A 15,870-nucleotide genomic window follows, 5' to 3' on the forward strand; every position below is an offset into this window, starting at 1 on the left:
TTGAAGTAGCGCAAATGGCTGCATCCCGACCGGGAATGCAGCCATTTGAGCGACTCGAACGGGGTCAGAGGACCTTGGACAGGAAGTCCTGGAGGCGCTCGTTCTTGGGGGCGCCGAACAGGTCGGCGGGAGTCCCCTCCTCGACCACGACTCCGCCGTCCATGAAGACCGTGCGGTCGGACACCTCGCGCGCGAAGCCCATCTCGTGAGTCACGAGCACCATGGTCATGCCGCCCTCGGCGAGGTCGCGGATGACCTGCAGCACCTCGCCGACCATCTCCGGGTCGAGAGCGCTGGTGGCCTCGTCGAACAGCATGATCTCCGGGTCCATCGCGAGTGCACGGGCGATGGCCACGCGCTGCTTCTGACCGCCGGAGAGCGACGCGGGCTTCGCGTCCGCCTTCTCCGACAGGCCGACGCGCTCGAGCAGCGAGCGGGCGCGGTCGCGGGCCTCGACCTTCGTCATGCGGCCGAGCTCGACCGGGGCGAGCGTGATGTTCTCCAGCACGGTCATGTGCGGGAACAGGTTGAAGTGCTGGAACACCATGCCGATGCGCTGGCGCACCTCGTCCAGCTTCACGCTCTTGTCGGTGAGGTCGACCCCGTCGATGATCACGTGCCCCGACGTCGGCTCCTCGAGCTTGTTGAGGCAGCGCAGCAGCGTCGACTTGCCGGAGCCGGAGGGGCCGATCACGGCGATGACCTCACCGTCCTCGACCGTGAGGTCGATGCCCTTGAGCACTTCGTTGTCGCCGAACGACTTGTGCAGGTCCCTGACCTCGATCTTGCTCATGCGTTGGCCTTCCTCTCCAGGCGGTTCGCGAGCAGCGTCAGGAGCGTGATCACGACGAAGTAGATGATGGCGACGATCGTCAGCACCTGTGCCGAGAGATACGTCGAGGCGATGATCTGGCGCGAGACGAACGTCAGCTCGGCGAGACCGATGACGCTGATGAGCGAGGTGTCCTTCAGCGTGATGATGCCCTGGTTCACGAACGACGGGATCATGATCCGGAACGCCTGCGGCAGCACGACCTTGCGCATCGTCTTCCAGTGGCTGAGGCCGAGCGAGCGCGACGCCTCCGCCTGACCGGGGTCGACGGCCTGGATGCCGCCGCGGATGATCTCCGTCATGTACGCACCGGTGTTCAGCGACAGGGTGATCGCACCGGCCACGAACGGGTCGAACTTGAGGTCGGGGATCAGCTGCGGGATGGCGAAGAACACGAAGAACGCCTGGATCAGGATCGGGGTCCCGCGGAAGACGTAGACGTAGGCCGTCGCGATCCAGCGGAACGGCGCGAACTTCGACAGGCGTCCGAAGCCGAAGATGATCCCGAGGATGAACGCCGCGATCACCGCGACGATCGTGGCGAGGATGGTGAGCCACAGACCCTGCATGAGGGCCGGCCAGTACTTCACCGCGACCGAGATGATGTCGGTGGGCTGCGCCTCCTGCGCGTCGTCACCCGTCGCGAGGTAGGTGTCCACGATCTCGTCGTACTCGCCGGAGTCCTGCAGGTTGGCGAGGCCGGCGTTGAACATCTCCAGGAGCTCGGCGTTCTCGCCCTTGTTCACCGCGAAGCCGTACTCGCCGCCGAGCGCGGGCTCGCCGACGAGACGGAAGCCCGACCCCTGCTGGATGCCGTAGGCGAGCACGGGGAAGTCCTCGAAGTAGCCGACGGCCTGTCCGGCCTTCACCGCATCGACCATGTCGGTCGTGTCCTGGTAGGGCGTGATCCGGAAGCCGTACTCGTCGGCGTTCTCCTCGGCGAAGGTCTGCCCCTGGGTGCCGGTCTTCACCGCGACGGTCTTGCCGTCGAGGTCGTCGAGGGACTCGATGTCGCTGGACTCGAGCACCCCGAGCTGCACGCCGCTGGTGAAGTACGGGTCGCTGAAGTCGAAGGTCTGCTGTCGCTCCTCGGTGATCGACATCCCGGCCATGACGGCGTCGACCTGGTTCGACTGCAGCGCCTGCACCGCGGCGTCGAAGCCGAGCTGGCGGATCTCGACCTCGAAGCCCTGGTCCTCCGCGATCGCGCGCAGGAGGTCCATGTCGATGCCGACCAGGTCGCCGGACTCGTTCGTGAACTCGAACGGCGCGAAGGTCGTGTCGGTGCCGATGACGTAGGTCTCGCCGTCGTCGGCCGCGGTGGCGGGCGCGGCTCCGGCAAGCAGCGCCCCGGCGGCGACGAGTGTGGCGAGAGCGGTCGCGCCGGCGGTGCGGCCGAACCGCCGCAGACGGCTCGGCGGAGAGGATGGGTGGCGGCTCACGTCGAGTGCTCCTCGGGGTTCGGAAGGGCGACCCGGCGGCCGCCGACCATCCACCCTAACCCCGCTCCTCCCGCGCACCGGAATCTCGGCGCGACCCCGAACAGCGCCGGAACCCGCGTGGATACCGGCGTGTCGGGGTCATCGCGGTCACGCCGGAGGGGTCGCGGCGACGGCCTCGTCCTTCCGATCCTGCCCGCGGAGGAACAGCGAGGCGACCAGCGCGATGAGGATCACACCGGCGGGCAGCAGCAGCGTCTGGGACATGCCGGCCGCGAAGCCCTCGGCGACCTGCGGCGGCAGCGCGCCGCTCCCGGTGCCGGCCGGAGCGTCGGCCAGACCGGGGAGGTTCGCCTCCAGCCGCGACTGCATGAACGCGGCGATCGAGGCGGAGCCGATGACCGAGCCGATGGTGCGGGTGGTGTTGTAGATGCCCGCGCCGGCACCGGCCTGTCGCGGCGGCAGCTTGCGCGTGGCCGTGGTCGCCAGCGGCCCCCACATGCCCGCATTGCCGATGCCCATGAGCGCGGACGGCAGCAGGAACATCAGGATCGGGGTGTCCATCGTGGTCAGGGCCGAGTACCAGACCAGGGCGCCTGCGACGCAGAGCAGACCGGGGACGAGGATGATGCGCGGGTCGACGCGGTCCAGGATCTTGCCGGCGACCGGGGCGAGCACGCCCGACAGCACGGCCATCGGGATGAGCAGCATCGCGGCCTCGGTCGGGGTGAGGCCGCGCGCGGTCTGCAGGAAGAACATCATCGGCAGCGACATGCTCGTCACCGTGAAGCCGACCGCGGCGATCGCCACGTTCGCGCCGGAGAAGTTCCGGTCGCGGAAGAGGGCGAGGGGCACGAGGGGCTCGCTGCGGGTGCGCGCCTGCTGCACGATGAAGAGCGCGAGCACCACGACGCCGGCGATGATGAGGCCCCAGACCGAGATCGGCCCCACGATGGTCCCCCAGTCGTACTTCTCGCCCTCCTGCAGCCCGAAGACGATGAGGAACAGCGCGACGGCACTGAGCACGACGCCGACGAGGTCGAACCGGTGCGGGTGGGTCTTCAGCTTCGGCACGAGGATCCAGGCGAGCACGAAGGCGACGACGCCGACGGGGAGGTTGACGAAGAAGATCCACTCCCACCCGAAGCCGTCGACGAGCAGACCGCCCGCGAGGGGGCCGACGAGCGTGGCGACGCCGGCCGTGGCACCCCACAGGCCCATCGCCGCGCCGCGGCGGTTCGGCGGGAAGGTGCGGGTGATGACGGCCATGGTCTGCGGCGTCATGAACGCGGCGCCGAGCCCCTGCACCGCGCGGGCCGCGATCAGGCCCTCGAGCGTCGTCGACAGTCCGCACCAGAGCGAGGCGAGGGTGAAGACCGCGAGTCCGATGAGGTAGATGTTCTTCGGGCCGAAGCGGTCGCCGAGTCGTCCGGTGATGAGCAGCGGCACGGCGTAGGCGAGGAGGTAGGCGCTGGTGACCCACACGACGTTGTCGAGGTTGTTCGTGTCGGGGTCGAGCGCGGCCTTGATCGCCGGGTTCGCGACGGACACGATCGTGGTGTCGACGAGGATCATGAAGAACCCGATGACGAGCGCCCAGAGCGCCGGCCACGGACTCTTCGGCGCGTGACCGGCGGCGAAGGGCCCCGTCTCGGGCCCCGAGGTCGGGCGGGAATCGGTCATTGCTGTGCAGCCTTTCGCTGAGCACGGTAGCGGTCGGTGTCGTCGAAGGCGTCGGGGCCCCAGCGGAGCTCGTCGCCGTCGAGGCGGGTGAGGAGGGTGTCGAGCCAGCGGAGCTCGGCATCGAGCAGCGCCTCCTGCCGCTCGATCTCGACGAGGACCTGCGGCGGGACGCCCTTGGTGCGGGCGGCGGCGAGGCCGTCGTGGTGCAGCGCGTACGAGGCGACGAGGGCCTCCCGTCGCTCCTGCAGCAGCGCGACGGCGTCGTCGCGGTCGAGGTTGTGCGACTCGGCGAGCGCGACGCGGGCGTCGGTCTCGCGGTCGATGCGCGGGAGGGCACGACGCACCCACGCGACCACCGCCTCCCGGCCGGTGTCGGTGAGGGTATAGGTCGTCCGCTCCGGTCGGTTGCCCTCGCGGTCCGTGCCGACCTCGTCGAGCAGACCGGCCCGCTGGAGTCGGGCGACCGTGTGGTACAGCGTGCCGTTGGTGACGGTGATGAGCCGGTCGTCGTGACGCGCGCGGAGCAGGCGCACCATCTCGTACGGGTGCATGTCGCTCTCGCGGAGCAGCGCGAGCACCATCACCCCGAGCGGCGTGAGTCCCGCCACCACATCCCTGCTCTTCCCCACGCCTCTCCCCCCCGTCCCCTGCTCTGTCGCCCCGTCGTATAGTCCACATGGACTATACACCCGCCCCTCCTCCGTTGAGACCCCGGTTTTCCGGCGAGACCCCGGGGTTCCGACGCGCACACCCCGGGGTCTCGACGCGAACGCGGGGTCTCGGCGCGGAAGAACACGCATCACCGGGATAATGGGCGGGTGAGCACACCGTCCGCAGGAAACGCGCAGGCCATCCCCGGGTGGCGACACCTCTACTCCGGAAAGGTCCGCGACCTCTACGCCTCGGAGGACCCGGCCGACACCCGCATCCTCGTCGTCGCGTCCGACCGGGTGAGCGCCTTCGACGTCGTGCTCTCCCCTGGCATCACCGACAAGGGTGCCCTGCTGACGCGCCTCAGCCGCTGGTGGTTCGCCCAGCTCGACGTGCCGAACCACCTCACGGACGGCGACCTGCCGGAGGAGGTGGCCGATCGAGCCATGCTCGCCCAGTCGCTCGAGATGCTGCCGATCGAGTGCGTCGTGCGCGGGTACATCACCGGCTCCGGCTGGGCCGAGTACCAGGAGCACGGCACCGTGTGCGGCATCGCCCTGCCGGAAGGGCTGCAGAACGGCGACCGCCTGCCCGAGCCGCTGTTCACCCCGGCCTACAAGGCGCCGATGGGCGAACACGATGAGAACATCACGTTCGACCGCGTCGTCGAGCTCGTCGGGGCGGACCGGGCGGCCGAGCTCCGCGATGCCTCGCTCGCGATCTACCGTCGTGCCGCGGCCATCGCCGAGGAGAAGGGCCTCATCCTCGCCGACACGAAGTTCGAGTTCGGGACCGACGCCGACGGCACCCTCCGCCTCGCCGACGAGGTCCTCACGAGCGACTCCTCCCGGTACTGGGACGCCGAGGCTTGGCGCACGGGGTCGACCCCGGCGGAGCGGATGGCGAGCTTCGACAAGCAGATCGTGCGCGACTGGCTCGCGGCGAACTGGGACAAGCAGGGCGAGCCCCCCGTGCTGCCCGAGGAGGTCGTGGCCCGGACGGCCGCCCGCTACCGCGAGCTCATCGACCGCCTCGGCGCCTGACGCCGCGCTCCCCGCCGCCTCCGGGCGCACAGGGAAAACTCAGGAATCGGTAGTGTTGCTCCAGCACTCCGCCCCCGATCCCGAACCCTGAGGAGCCCACATGGCTTTGTGGAAGCTGCACGGAAACGGCCGCACCGTCGAGCCCGGCGCCGTCGTCACCCCCGAGGAACGTCTGTCCTGGCCCGCGACCATCGCCATCGGCGCGCAGCACGTCGTCGCCATGTTCGGCGCCACGTTCCTCGTGCCGACCCTCACCGGCTTCCCCGTGTCGACCACGCTGCTCTTCAGCGGCATCGGCACGCTGCTCTTCCTCCTCATCACGAAGAACCAGCTGCCGAGCTACCTCGGCTCCTCGTTCGCCTTCATCGCCCCCATCACCGCGGCCGTCGCGGCGGGCGGCACCGGCTCGGCCCTCGCGGGCGTGGTCGCGGTGGGCGTGCTCCTCGCGGTCGTCGGTCTCGTCGTGCAGTTCGTCGGCCTCCGCTGGGTCGATGCCCTGATGCCCCCGGTCGTCGCCGGCGCCATCGTCGCGCTCATCGGCTTCAACCTCGCCCCCACCGCCTGGAGCAATTTCGCGCTCGACCCCGTGACCGCCACGATCACCCTCGTCGCGATCATCCTCTTCGCGGTGCTCTTCCGGGGCTTCCTCGGCCGCATCTCGATCTTCCTCGGCGTCGCCGTCGGCTTCATCTGGGCCGCGTTCAACGGCTCGTTCGAGGTGCCCAACCCGCTCCGTGGCGACAAGACCCCGGCGGAGCTCATCGCGGACGCCCCCTGGATCGGCCTCCCGCACTTCCAGTTCCCGGACTTCGTCGGGCCGGGGACCTGGTCGACCATCGCGATGTTCCTGCCCGTCGTGCTCGTGCTCATCGCGGAGAACGTCGGTCACGTGCGCGGCGTCGCGACCATGACCGAAGACCCCGCGATCAACCGCCACACCGGTCGCGCCCTCATCGCCGACGGTGTCGCCACGACCATCGCCGGCGGCTTCGGCGGCTCGGGCACCACGACCTACGGCGAGAACATCGGCGTCATGGCCGCGACCCGCGTGTACTCCACCGCCGTGTACTGGGTGGCGGGTCTGTTCGCGATCCTCCTGGCGTTCTCGCCCAAGGTCGGCGAGGTGTTCAACTCGATCCCCGCGGGCGTGCTCGGCGGGGCGACGACGGCGCTCTACGGCCTCATCGGGATCATCGGCATCAAGATCTGGGTCGACAGCCGCGTCGACTTCTCTCGTCCGGTCAACCAGTACACCGCCGCGGTGTCCCTCGTGATCGGCATCGCCGGGTTCACGATGCAGCTCGGCGACTTCGCCTTCGGCGGGATCGTGCTGGGGACGGTCGCGGCGCTGCTGATTTACCACCTGGGCAACCTCATCGCCCGCGCGCGGAAGACGGGTGCCGACGACCCGAAGCCTCTCGAGCCCGTCGGCCCTCTCGGCGGCGACCCCGCGTAGGTCCCGCCCCGGCCCCTGAAGCGTGCGGGACGGCTTTCGCCCCTCCCGCACTCCGCGGAGGCCCGTTTTCGCACTCGCACCCGGTGCCGGAGGGGTGCGCGAGCCCGAGGCGTTCACGTCCCGGATGGAAAACGCCCCTTCCTCTCACGAGGAGGGGGCGTTTTCGCACTCGCTCGGCCTTGGTCGGCCGCGTCGCGTGCGGGATCGAAATGGGGCTTTCCGGGTCTCCGGAAGGTGCACTTTCGCACTCTCCGGACAGGAACATCCGGCCCGCGCGGTGCGCGCGGGTCCGGCCCCCACGGTGCGAGGTCGAAAGGCTCCTCCCCGGCGGGTGGGATGGGCGTAACCGCACTCGCACGCGAGGACCATCGCGGGCCAAAGGGGGCGGGATCAGAAACGGGCGTGCCCGGTACATCGGGGGAACGTCATCGCACTCGCACGCGGGAGACGTTTCCTAGTCAGAGGGGGCGGGATCAGAAACGGGCGTGCCCGGCGGGTGGGAGGGACTTAATCGCGCTCGCACACGGGAGACATTCCCGGGTCGGAGGGGGCGGGATCAGAAACGGGCGTTCCCCGCGGGCGGGAGGAACGTAATCGCACTCTCACGCGGGGGCGCTGCCGGGGTCAGAGCGTGCGGGATCGGAAAGGGGCGTCTGAGGGATGTGGGAGGGGCGTTTTTGCACTGCGCACGCGGAGGGGCGGGACGGGGAGGGGCCGGACGGGGCGGACGGGGCGGACGGGGCGGGCGGGACGGAATGGGGAGGGGGAGGGGACGGGTCAGGCGATCGTGGCGAGGAGGGCGTCGGCGGCGAGGGTCGCGCCGGTGTCGGCGCACGGGGTGAGGGTGCCGGCGCGGTGGGCGGTGACCGTGGTCTCCATCTTCATCGCGTCGAGCACGGCCACCGGGTCCCCCTCGGCCACCGTGGCCCCGTCATCGACGAGCCAGCGGACGAGCGTGCCCGGCGCGGGGGCCCGGAGCTCGGAGGGGTCCGCCGAGGGCACGGGGGCCGCGACCTCTCCCGGACGGCCGATGCCCGCCAGCAGCTCCGCGGGCAGACCGAGCATCACGCGGCGGCCGTCGATCTCCACCGGGAACCGCTGCAGCCCGGAGACCGGGGCGACCGCGGGGCGTGGCTGCGCCTCCAGTACCGGGAGCAGCACGGTCTCGATCCACTGGGTGTGCACGGCGAAGGTCGCGGTCGCGAACGCGGGGTCGTCGATGGCACGGAGGTCGAACGGGATCACGGTCGCCGGGCCCTCGACGGCGAGCTCCCGCAGCGCACGACGCGCACGGACGAGAGCCGCGTCCCGGGTGTCCGCGTGCACGATGAGCTTCGCGATCATCGAGTCGAACGCGGGCTGCACGGTGTCTCCGGCCTCGATGCCGCTGTCCCACCGCACGCCGGGTCCCCCGGGGATGCGCAGGCCGTCCACCCGTCCGGGGCTGGGCAGGAACCCGCGGCCGGGGTCTTCGGCGTTGATGCGGAACTCGAACGCATGCCCGGTCGGCGCCGGGGTCTCGGTGAAGGACGGCCCCTCGCCGAACGCGATGCGGAACTGCTCGCGGACGAGGTCGGTCCCGGTCACCTCCTCGGTCACGGGGTGCTCGACCTGCAGCCGGGTGTTCACCTCGAGGAACGAGATCGTGCCGTCCGCGGCGAGGAGGAACTCGACCGTGCCGGCGCCGCGGTACTGCACCTCGGCACAGATCGCCCGTGCCGCGTCGTGGAACGCCGTCCGCTGCGCCGCCGTGAGACCGGGCGCAGGAGCCTCCTCGATGAGCTTCTGGTTGCGGCGCTGCATCGAGCAGTCGCGGTCGCCCACGACGACCACGCCGCCGCGCCCGTCGCCGAGCACCTGCACCTCGATGTGCCGCGGACTCTCCAGGAAGCGCTCCACGAAGCACTCCCCGCGGCCGAACGCGGCGGTCGCCTCGCGGGTGGCCGCGTCGAACGCGTCGGCGACCTCCGACAGCTCGCGGACGACCTTGAGCCCTCGGCCTCCGCCGCCGAATGCGGCCTTGATCGCGATGGGCAGACCGTGCTCCTCGGCGAACGCCACCGCCTCCTGCGGCCCGGACAGCGGCTGATCCGTGCCCGCGGCGAGCGGGGCGCCGACGCGCTGCGCGATCCGGCGCGCGGTCATCTTGTCGCCGAGCGCGTCGATGCTCTCCGGCGAAGGCCCGATCCAGACGAGTCCGGCGTCTTCGACGGCCCGCGCGAAGGCGGCACTCTCGGACAGGAAGCCGTAGCCGGGGTGCACGGCGTCGGCGCCGCTGCGGCGAGCCGCGTCGATCAGCGCCTCGATGGACAGGTACGTCGTCGCCGCGGTGTCGCCGTCGAGGCCGATCGCCTCGTCCGCGAGCCGCACGTGCAGGGCATCCGCGTCCTGATCGGCGTAGACGGCGACCGACGTGTAGCCCGCCTCGGCGCACGCGCGGATCACGCGGACCGCGATCTCGCCGCGGTTGGCGATCAGCACAGAGGTCATGAGGTCTCCTTGACGGTGAAGCGCACCCGCACGCCCGGCGGGAGCTGAGCGGCGAGGTCGAGGCTGCAGTCGGTGAGGGCACCGATGATGGGATAGCCGCCCGTGAGCGGATGATCGGGGAGGAAGAGCACGGGCTGGCCGTTCGGCGGCACCTGGATGGCCCCGGTCACGGCGCCTTCGCTCGACAGCTCGCCGCCGACCGCGCGTTCCAGGGGCACGTCGCCGTGCAGGCGGATGCCCACGCGGTCGGAGCGCGGCGTGACCGTCCACTCCTGCCCGGTGAGCGCGTCGAGGCCGGCAGCGGTGAACCAGTCGTCGCGGGGCCCGAGCGTGATCTCCAGCGTGGCCAGCTCCCCGGCTGCGGGAAGGGCGCGCGGCACCGGATCCGGCTCCACGGCGGCCACAGCGGCAGCCCCGATCGGAAGGAGATCGCCGGCGGCCAACGGCGCGGGACCCAGCCCGGCGAGCGTGTCGGTCGCGCAGCTGTCGAGCGCCGCAGCCGGAGCGAAGCCGCCGCGGACGGCGATCACGGACCGGAGACCGCGCTCGGGATGGCCCAGCGTGAGCTCGTCGCCGTCGACGGTCGCGAACGGCACGCCGGGGAGGAGCGTGCGCTCGATGCCGTCGGCGTCGGTGAGCGTGAGCGAGCCCGTGGCTCCGGTGACGGCGGCCACACCTGCGCCGTGGAAGCGCAGCACGGCCCCACCGACGCTCTCCAGCACAGCCGCCGCCGGCGTGTTGCCCACGGCCCGGTTCGCCGCGTGCATCGCGACCCGATCGGCGACGCCGGAGGCCGAGACGCCCAGCGCCGCGAAACCGGGGCGTCCCGCGTCCTGCACGAGGAGCTGCAGCGACGGTCGCACGACCTCGACCGCCGGACCGTCCCCGCGACGGGCGACCCGCGTCGCGTCGGCCGATGCCGGCGACGCCGCGACCGACTCCCGCTCCGCACGCACGAAGCGCACGCGGCGGCCCGGCACGAGCAGAGCCGGCGGGTCGCGGTCGATGTCCCACATCTCCAGGGCGGTCCGGCCGATGAGCTGCCAGCCACCGGGGCTCTCCCGCGGATACACGCCGCTGAACGCCCCGGCGAGGGCGACGGAACCGGCGGGCACCCGGGTGCGGGGCGACGACCGCCGCGGCACGTCGAAGAGGGGGTCGCCGCTCACGGCATAGCCGAAGCCGGGAGCGAAGCCGGAGAAGGCCACGCGCCAGTCGGCGGCGAGGTGACGGGCCACCAGTTCCTCCGCCGAGACGTCGAGGAGCGCGGCCGCCTCGTCCAGATCCTCCCCGTCGTAGCGGACCGGGATGGTGACCTCGCCCGCGTCGGGCAGCGCCGCCGCGTCGACCTCGGTCGCGGCGAGCGCCTCGGCGAGCGCGGCGGCCGAGGTGCGGTGCGGGTCGAAGCGCACGAGCACGGTGCGGGCGCCGGGGATGCGCTCCCGAACGCCGGGCACGTCGCTCCATGCGAGGTTCAGCCGCATGGCCTGCTCGAGGTCGTCCGCCTCGACGAGCAGCGCGCTGTCGGAGGCCGTGAGGATGCGCATCAGACCCGGTACTCCGCATCCGGCACATCGGTGACGAACATGTAGCCCGGGGCGTGGGTGACGGCGAACGGCGGCTTCGACGCCATGATCGCCGCCTGCGGGGTCACGCCGCACGCCCAGAACACGGGGATCTCGCCGGGGCGGATCTCGGGGGCGTCGCCGAAGTCGGGCACCATCACGTCGACGATACCGAGCGATGCCGGGTCGCCGATGTGCACGGGCGCACCGTGCACGGCCGGGGTGCGCCCGGAGATCTGCACGGCATCGGCCACGCGGTCCGCGGGGATCGGACGCATGGAGACCACCATCTCGCCGCGCAGCCGTCCGGCCGGGGTGCAGTCCACCGCCGTGCGGTACATCGGCACGTTGCGTCCGAGCTCCTGATGACGGATCGGGATCCCGGCCTCGACGAGCCCCGTCTCGAACGTGAAGCTGCAGCCGATGAGGAAGGCGACGAGGTCGGGATGCTCGTCCCACGCCGCCATCGCGTCGGACACCTCCTCCACGAGCTCGCCGTCCCGCCAGATGCGGTACCGCCCGATGTCGGTCCGGATGTCGCTGCCCGGCGCGAGCCGCGACTCCACCGCCCCCTGCTCGATCACCTCGAGGACGGGGCAGGGCTTCGGGTTGCGCTGCGCGTAGAGCAGGGTCTCGAAGGCCCAGTCCGCGGGCACCGCGATGAGGTTCGCCTGGGTCAGCCCCGGGGCGACGCCGCTGGTCGGCGCGGAGTGGCCGGCGCGGTGCGCCGCACGGGCGGCCCGGGCGTCGGCGAGCTGGGCGGGAGTCGCGAGCACGGCCATGTCAGACTCCGGCGAACGGGGCGATCGTGATGCCCTCCGCCTGCAGCAGGCGCTTCGTCTCCGCCGCCATCGCGACCGAGCCCGGGCTGTCGCCGTGCACGCAGATCGACTGCGCGAACACGGCCACGTCGGTGCCGTCGATCGCCCGGATCACGCCGTCCGCGGCCAGGCGCACCATCCGCTCGGCCACCGCGGTGGGTTCGTGCAGCACGGCCCCCTCCTCGGTGCGGGAGACGAGCTGACCGTCCGGCTGGTAGGCGCGATCGGCGAAGGCCTCCGCGGCGACCGCGAGTCCTGCTCGTTCGGCGACGTCGAGCACGACGCCGCCGGCGAGGCCGAGCAGCACGAGCGAGGGGTCGATCGCCTTGATGGCCGCCACGACGTCCTTCGACTGCCGCTCGTCGCGGGCGATGGTGTTGTAGAGCGCCCCGTGCGGCTTGACGTAGGAGACCCGCCCGCCGACCGCCGCGGTGAGCCCGAGGAGCGCACCGAGCTGGTACTCCACGTGCGCCTGCAGCGTGGCCGAGTCGATGTCGACCTTCGTGCGCCCGAAGTTCTCGTAGTCGCGGTACCCGGGGTGGGCGCCGATCACGACGCCCCCGGCGACGGCCGCGGCCAGGGTCTCGCGGATCCCCTCCGGACTGCCCGCGTGGAACCCGCACGACACGTTCGCGCTCGTGACGATCTCGAGCATGCTCGCGTCGTCGCTGACGATCCGGTCGGGGACGTTCTCGCCGAGGTCCGAGTTCAGGTCGATGGTCGCCATGTCACGCTCCGATTCCGAGGAAGGCGAAGATGGGGCCGATCGAGACGGCGCCCATGTACCAGGTGAGCGCGGTCACGACGGTGCCCGCGATGAGCAGCCACATCGGGTACTTCCGGTCGCCGAGCAGGTCGCGGCGGAACCAGCCGATGTACATGAACACCGTCAGCCCGATGGGGAGGATCAGGCCGTTGAAGCCGCCGACGAAGACGAGGATCGCGGCCGGGGCCGTGCCGATCGCCAGGTAGACCGCCAGCGACACGACGATGAACGCGACGGTGGCGAGCTGCAGCGGCCAGCCCCCGCGGAGCTTGGCGGTGAAGGTCGAGAGGAAGGTCGCCGAGGTGTACGCGGCGCCGATGACCGAGCTGATCGCGGCGGCCCAGAAGATCGCGCCGAAGATCCGCAGACCGGCGTCGCCGAGCACCGCACCGAATGCCTGCCCTGCCGGGTTGGCGGCCTGCGAGGAGAGGTCGAGCGCCACGCCGGAGGCCACCACGCCGAGGATCGCGAGGAAGAGCACGTAGCGCATGATGCCGGTCACGAGGATGCCGTTGGCGGCGGCGCGCATGACGGGCTTCGCGTACTGCGGGCCCACGTGGCCGGAGTCGAGGTAGCGGTGAGCGCCGGAGTAGGTGATGTAGCCGCCGACCGTGCCGCCGACGATCGTCGTGATGGTGGCGAAGTTGAGCTGGTCGGGCACGAAGGTCTGGCGCAGGGCGTCGCCGATGGGCGGCTGGGCGATGAGGGCGACGACGAGGGTCATCACGATCATGCCGACGCCGAGGATGATGAGGACGACGTCCATCACCTTGCCGGCCTTCTTCACGAGGAAGATGATGATCGCGAGGGCCGCCGTGAGCGTGCCGCCGAGCTTCGGATCGATGCCGAGGAGGGCGTTCAGGCCCAGGCCGCCGCCGGCGATGTTGCCGATGTTGAACGCGAGCCCGCCGATGACGACGAGGACGGCGATGACGTGGCCGGAGAAGGGGATGGCGCTGTTGGCGAGCTCGCCGGCCCGCTTGCCGGACGAGGTGATCATGCGCCAGATGTTCAGCTGCACCGCGATGTCGACGAGGATCGACACGAGGATGGCGAACGCGAACGCGGCTCCCATCTGGGCGGTGAACGTCGCGGTCTGGGTGATGAAGCCCGGACCGATGGCGCTCGTGGCCATGAGGAAGATGGCGCCGATGACGGCACTGCGGCCGGCGCGCTTCTTCGCGTGGGCGGCGCGGGCTTCGTCCTCGGGGGTGAGGGCGGGGGCGGACTGCTCGGACATAGGGGGGTCCCATCGTCGTTGGTGGGTGTCGGGTGACCCCCAGTGTAGAACGGACAGAACCTGATTGTTCAACAATCATGTTTCCGTCGTGCTACAGCGCGATTGCTTTTCGGTAATGATCGGCGTGATGCCGCCCTACGATGAAGGCATGAACCAGCAGGGCCCGCTCGCCGACGTGCTCCGTCAGCGCATCATCGACGGCGACGTCGCCCCGGGCTCCCGGCTGTCGGAGTCGTCTCTGGCCGAGAGCTTCGACGTGTCGCGCAACACCCTGCGCGAGGCGTTCCGGGTGCTCGCGGAACAGGGGCTCGTCGCGCACATCCCGCACCGCGGCGTCTCGGTCGCCTCTCCCACGATCGCCGACGTCATCGACATCTACCGCGCCCGCCGCGTCATCGAGTGCACGGCTCTGCGGCAGTCCGAGCCCGAGCATCCCGCCGTCCAGCGCATGACCGACGCGGTCGCCGCGGCCGAGGCCGCCGTCGCCGGCGTCTCGGCCGACGACGCGTCCGCCTGGCGCGCGGTCGGCAGCGCGAACATGGCGTTCCACGTCGCGCTCGTCGATCTCGCCGACAGTCCGCGTCTCGCCCGCACCTACCGGAACGTCGCGGCGGAGCTGCGCCTCGCGTTCCTGAAGATCGACGACCCCCGCGCGCTGCACGAGCCGTTCGTCCGGAAGAACCGCGCCGTCCTCGACACGTTCCTGACCCGGGGCGCCGAGGCCGGGGCCGCCGAGTTGGAGCGGTACCTCGTGCAGTCGGAGCGGGTCGTGCTCGGCGCGTTCGCGCGGATGCACCTCGACTGATCCGGGTCCGCGGCTCAGGACGCGTCGGTCCGCAGCGCCGCCGTGGCCCGGGGTCGGGGTTCGCCCTGGGGCGAGGCCGGCAGCCCAGGCAGCGCGGCGGTCGGCTCGGGCAGACCGTACCGGCGGTGCAGCCAGCGCCGCGCGTCCTCGAGCGGATACGTGTCGCCGAAGACGCAGTACTTCACGAACACCCCCTCCAGGGTGCTGCGGAGCATGACCTCCTCCAGCGCCGGATCCTCGGCGCCTCGGGCACGGAACATCGCACGCACGGCATCCTCGGCAGCCGTCGCGCCGTCCGCGTATCGCTGCTCCGACTCCGCGAACAGCCGATGCGTCAGCGGCTGCTGCTGCATGGCGAGCACCGCACGCTGCAGGGGCATCGCGAAGGCCGTCGCGCCGATCGCCCCGTCGATGATCGCGGCGAGCATCTCGTCGGGCGTGCCCTCGACCTGCGCGAACCCCAGCACCGTCTCGAACCACCGGTCGATCACCGCGGCGACGAGCTGGTCCTTGCCGCCGAAGTGGTAGTTCACCAACCCCTGGGCGACGCCGGCGCGACGCGTGATCTCGGCGATGCCCGCCCCGGCGACGCCGCGTTCGCTGAAGACCTCGATCGCCGCCTGGAGGATGTTCTCGCGTGCGCGCTCCCGCGCCGCACGGTTCTGCGCATCCGATCGCGCCATGCGGTGTCCACCTCCCGGGTCGTCCGGCGGAATTCCCTCACGGGCCGTCTCGGGATAGATTAATCACTGAATGCTCGTTCAACCTATGGAGGGTGCGAGCACTCGCGGCGCGGGGGTTCGCCGCAGCGGGCCACGGACGCGTCTTCCGCCGATGGAGGGGGTGGCGGAGACGCGTCCGTGGTCATCCTCGACCTCCGGCCTACGACGAGGGACCGACGACCAGGCCCGGGCGTCGACCGCCGGTGCCGACGTCCGGCCGAGCCACGGCGGCACCTTCGACGGCGACGGATGCGGCCGATTCCTGACCTGAGTGCAGAAAGCGGGCGACGGGCCGTGTCGCGCCTTGACCCCGTCGAAATCGCGCGGTTAGCGTGAGCGGGCTTCGGCCCCTCGGTG

At 71.2% G+C, this 15,870-nt stretch carries 13 protein-coding genes; 3 read left to right on the forward strand and 10 right to left on the reverse strand.

The window, feature by feature from the left end:
- Window positions 1-64: 64 nt before the first annotated feature.
- The 4 genes from AB0300_RS13725 to AB0300_RS13740 form a co-directional block, all read right to left on the reverse strand.
- Entirely contained in the window at window positions 65-793 is a 729-nt protein-coding gene (locus AB0300_RS13725; RefSeq protein WP_062766131.1) for an amino acid ABC transporter ATP-binding protein, read from the reverse strand.
- Window positions 790-2,274 (reverse strand): amino acid ABC transporter substrate-binding protein/permease, encoded by a 1,485-nt coding sequence (locus tag AB0300_RS13730; RefSeq protein WP_366216190.1) that lies wholly within the window; start codon window positions 2,272-2,274, stop codon window positions 790-792. Before AB0300_RS13730 ends, AB0300_RS13725 begins: the two co-directional genes overlap by 4 nt.
- A 147-nt stretch (window positions 2,275-2,421) precedes the next feature.
- Window positions 2,422-3,954, reverse strand: coding sequence for a DHA2 family efflux MFS transporter permease subunit (locus tag AB0300_RS13735; protein WP_366216191.1), 1,533 nt, complete (start codon window positions 3,952-3,954; stop codon window positions 2,422-2,424).
- The gene (locus AB0300_RS13740; RefSeq protein ID WP_366216192.1) at window positions 3,951-4,583 is read right to left on the reverse strand and encodes a PadR family transcriptional regulator; all 633 of its coding nucleotides are present in this window, start codon (window positions 4,581-4,583) and stop codon (window positions 3,951-3,953) included. Before AB0300_RS13740 ends, AB0300_RS13735 begins: the two co-directional genes overlap by 4 nt.
- A gap of 189 nt (window positions 4,584-4,772) precedes the next feature.
- On the opposite strand from AB0300_RS13740, the gene AB0300_RS13745 reads away from it, so the two are divergent.
- Both AB0300_RS13745 and AB0300_RS13750 read left to right on the forward strand, forming a co-directional pair.
- Window positions 4,773-5,648 (forward strand): phosphoribosylaminoimidazolesuccinocarboxamide synthase, encoded by an 876-nt coding sequence (locus tag AB0300_RS13745; protein WP_025105721.1) that lies wholly within the window; start codon window positions 4,773-4,775, stop codon window positions 5,646-5,648.
- Between the two features lie 100 nt (window positions 5,649-5,748).
- Window positions 5,749-7,104: a solute carrier family 23 protein gene (locus AB0300_RS13750; RefSeq protein WP_126894188.1), complete on the forward strand. Its 1,356-nt coding sequence runs from the start codon at window positions 5,749-5,751 to the stop codon at window positions 7,102-7,104.
- A gap of 777 nt (window positions 7,105-7,881) precedes the next feature.
- Here the strand turns inward: AB0300_RS13750 and AB0300_RS13755 are convergent.
- Genes AB0300_RS13755 through AB0300_RS13775 form a run of 5 tightly spaced genes read right to left on the reverse strand, consistent with a single transcriptional unit; the run spans window position 7,882 to window position 13,986 of the window.
- Window positions 7,882-9,594, reverse strand: coding sequence for a biotin carboxylase N-terminal domain-containing protein (locus AB0300_RS13755; protein ID WP_366216193.1), 1,713 nt, complete (start codon window positions 9,592-9,594; stop codon window positions 7,882-7,884).
- Complete coding sequence (locus tag AB0300_RS13760; RefSeq protein WP_366216194.1) at window positions 9,591-11,141, reverse strand: urea amidolyase family protein; 1,551 nt, start codon at window positions 11,139-11,141, stop codon at window positions 9,591-9,593. The genes AB0300_RS13755 and AB0300_RS13760 overlap by 4 nt, the downstream gene beginning before the upstream one ends.
- The gene (locus AB0300_RS13765; protein ID WP_126894045.1) at window positions 11,141-11,941 is read right to left on the reverse strand and encodes a putative hydro-lyase; all 801 of its coding nucleotides are present in this window, start codon (window positions 11,939-11,941) and stop codon (window positions 11,141-11,143) included. Before AB0300_RS13765 ends, AB0300_RS13760 begins: the two co-directional genes overlap by 1 nt.
- 1 nt (window position 11,942) lies before the next feature.
- Window positions 11,943-12,707 (reverse strand): 5-oxoprolinase subunit PxpA, encoded by a 765-nt coding sequence (locus AB0300_RS13770; protein WP_366216195.1) that lies wholly within the window; start codon window positions 12,705-12,707, stop codon window positions 11,943-11,945.
- Window position 12,708: 1 nt separating this feature from the next.
- Entirely contained in the window at window positions 12,709-13,986 is a 1,278-nt protein-coding gene (locus AB0300_RS13775) for an NRAMP family divalent metal transporter (protein WP_338565313.1), read from the reverse strand.
- A gap of 148 nt (window positions 13,987-14,134) precedes the next feature.
- Here AB0300_RS13775 and AB0300_RS13780 point away from each other — a divergent pair, with 148 nt between their 5' ends.
- Window positions 14,135-14,791 (forward strand): GntR family transcriptional regulator, encoded by a 657-nt coding sequence (locus tag AB0300_RS13780; protein WP_025103976.1) that lies wholly within the window; start codon window positions 14,135-14,137, stop codon window positions 14,789-14,791.
- 14 nt (window positions 14,792-14,805) lie between these two features.
- On the opposite strand, the gene AB0300_RS13785 is transcribed toward AB0300_RS13780, so the two are convergent.
- A complete protein-coding gene (locus tag AB0300_RS13785) occupies window positions 14,806-15,474 on the reverse strand; it encodes a TetR family transcriptional regulator (RefSeq protein ID WP_366216196.1) in 669 nt (222 codons plus the stop codon).
- Between the last annotated feature and the right edge of the window lie 396 nt (window positions 15,475-15,870).

Source organism: Microbacterium sp. NPDC078814, from assembly GCF_040702645.1.
GTDB lineage: Bacteria > Actinomycetota > Actinomycetes > Actinomycetales > Microbacteriaceae > Microbacterium.

Excerpts from the sequence above, each read along its gene's own strand:
- AB0300_RS13750 (WP_126894188.1), top strand. The coding sequence starts at position 5,749 with ATGGCTTTGTGGAAGCTGCACGGAAACGGCCGCACCGTCGAGCCCGGC.
- AB0300_RS13785 (WP_366216196.1), bottom strand. The coding sequence starts at position 15,474 with ATGGCGCGATCGGATGCGCAGAACCGTGCGGCGCGGGAGCGCGCACGC.
- AB0300_RS13780 (WP_025103976.1), top strand. The coding sequence starts at position 14,135 with ATGAACCAGCAGGGCCCGCTCGCCGACGTGCTCCGTCAGCGCATCATC.
- AB0300_RS13755 (WP_366216193.1), bottom strand. The coding sequence starts at position 9,594 with ATGACCTCTGTGCTGATCGCCAACCGCGGCGAGATCGCGGTCCGCGTG.
- AB0300_RS13725 (WP_062766131.1), bottom strand. The coding sequence starts at position 793 with ATGAGCAAGATCGAGGTCAGGGACCTGCACAAGTCGTTCGGCGACAAC.
- AB0300_RS13760 (WP_366216194.1), bottom strand. The coding sequence starts at position 11,141 with ATGCGCATCCTCACGGCCTCCGACAGCGCGCTGCTCGTCGAGGCGGAC.
- AB0300_RS13735 (WP_366216191.1), bottom strand. The coding sequence starts at position 3,954 with ATGACCGATTCCCGCCCGACCTCGGGGCCCGAGACGGGGCCCTTCGCC.
- AB0300_RS13770 (WP_366216195.1), bottom strand. The coding sequence starts at position 12,707 with ATGGCGACCATCGACCTGAACTCGGACCTCGGCGAGAACGTCCCCGAC.
- AB0300_RS13775 (WP_338565313.1), bottom strand. The coding sequence starts at position 13,986 with ATGTCCGAGCAGTCCGCCCCCGCCCTCACCCCCGAGGACGAAGCCCGC.
- AB0300_RS13765 (WP_126894045.1), bottom strand. The coding sequence starts at position 11,941 with ATGGCCGTGCTCGCGACTCCCGCCCAGCTCGCCGACGCCCGGGCCGCC.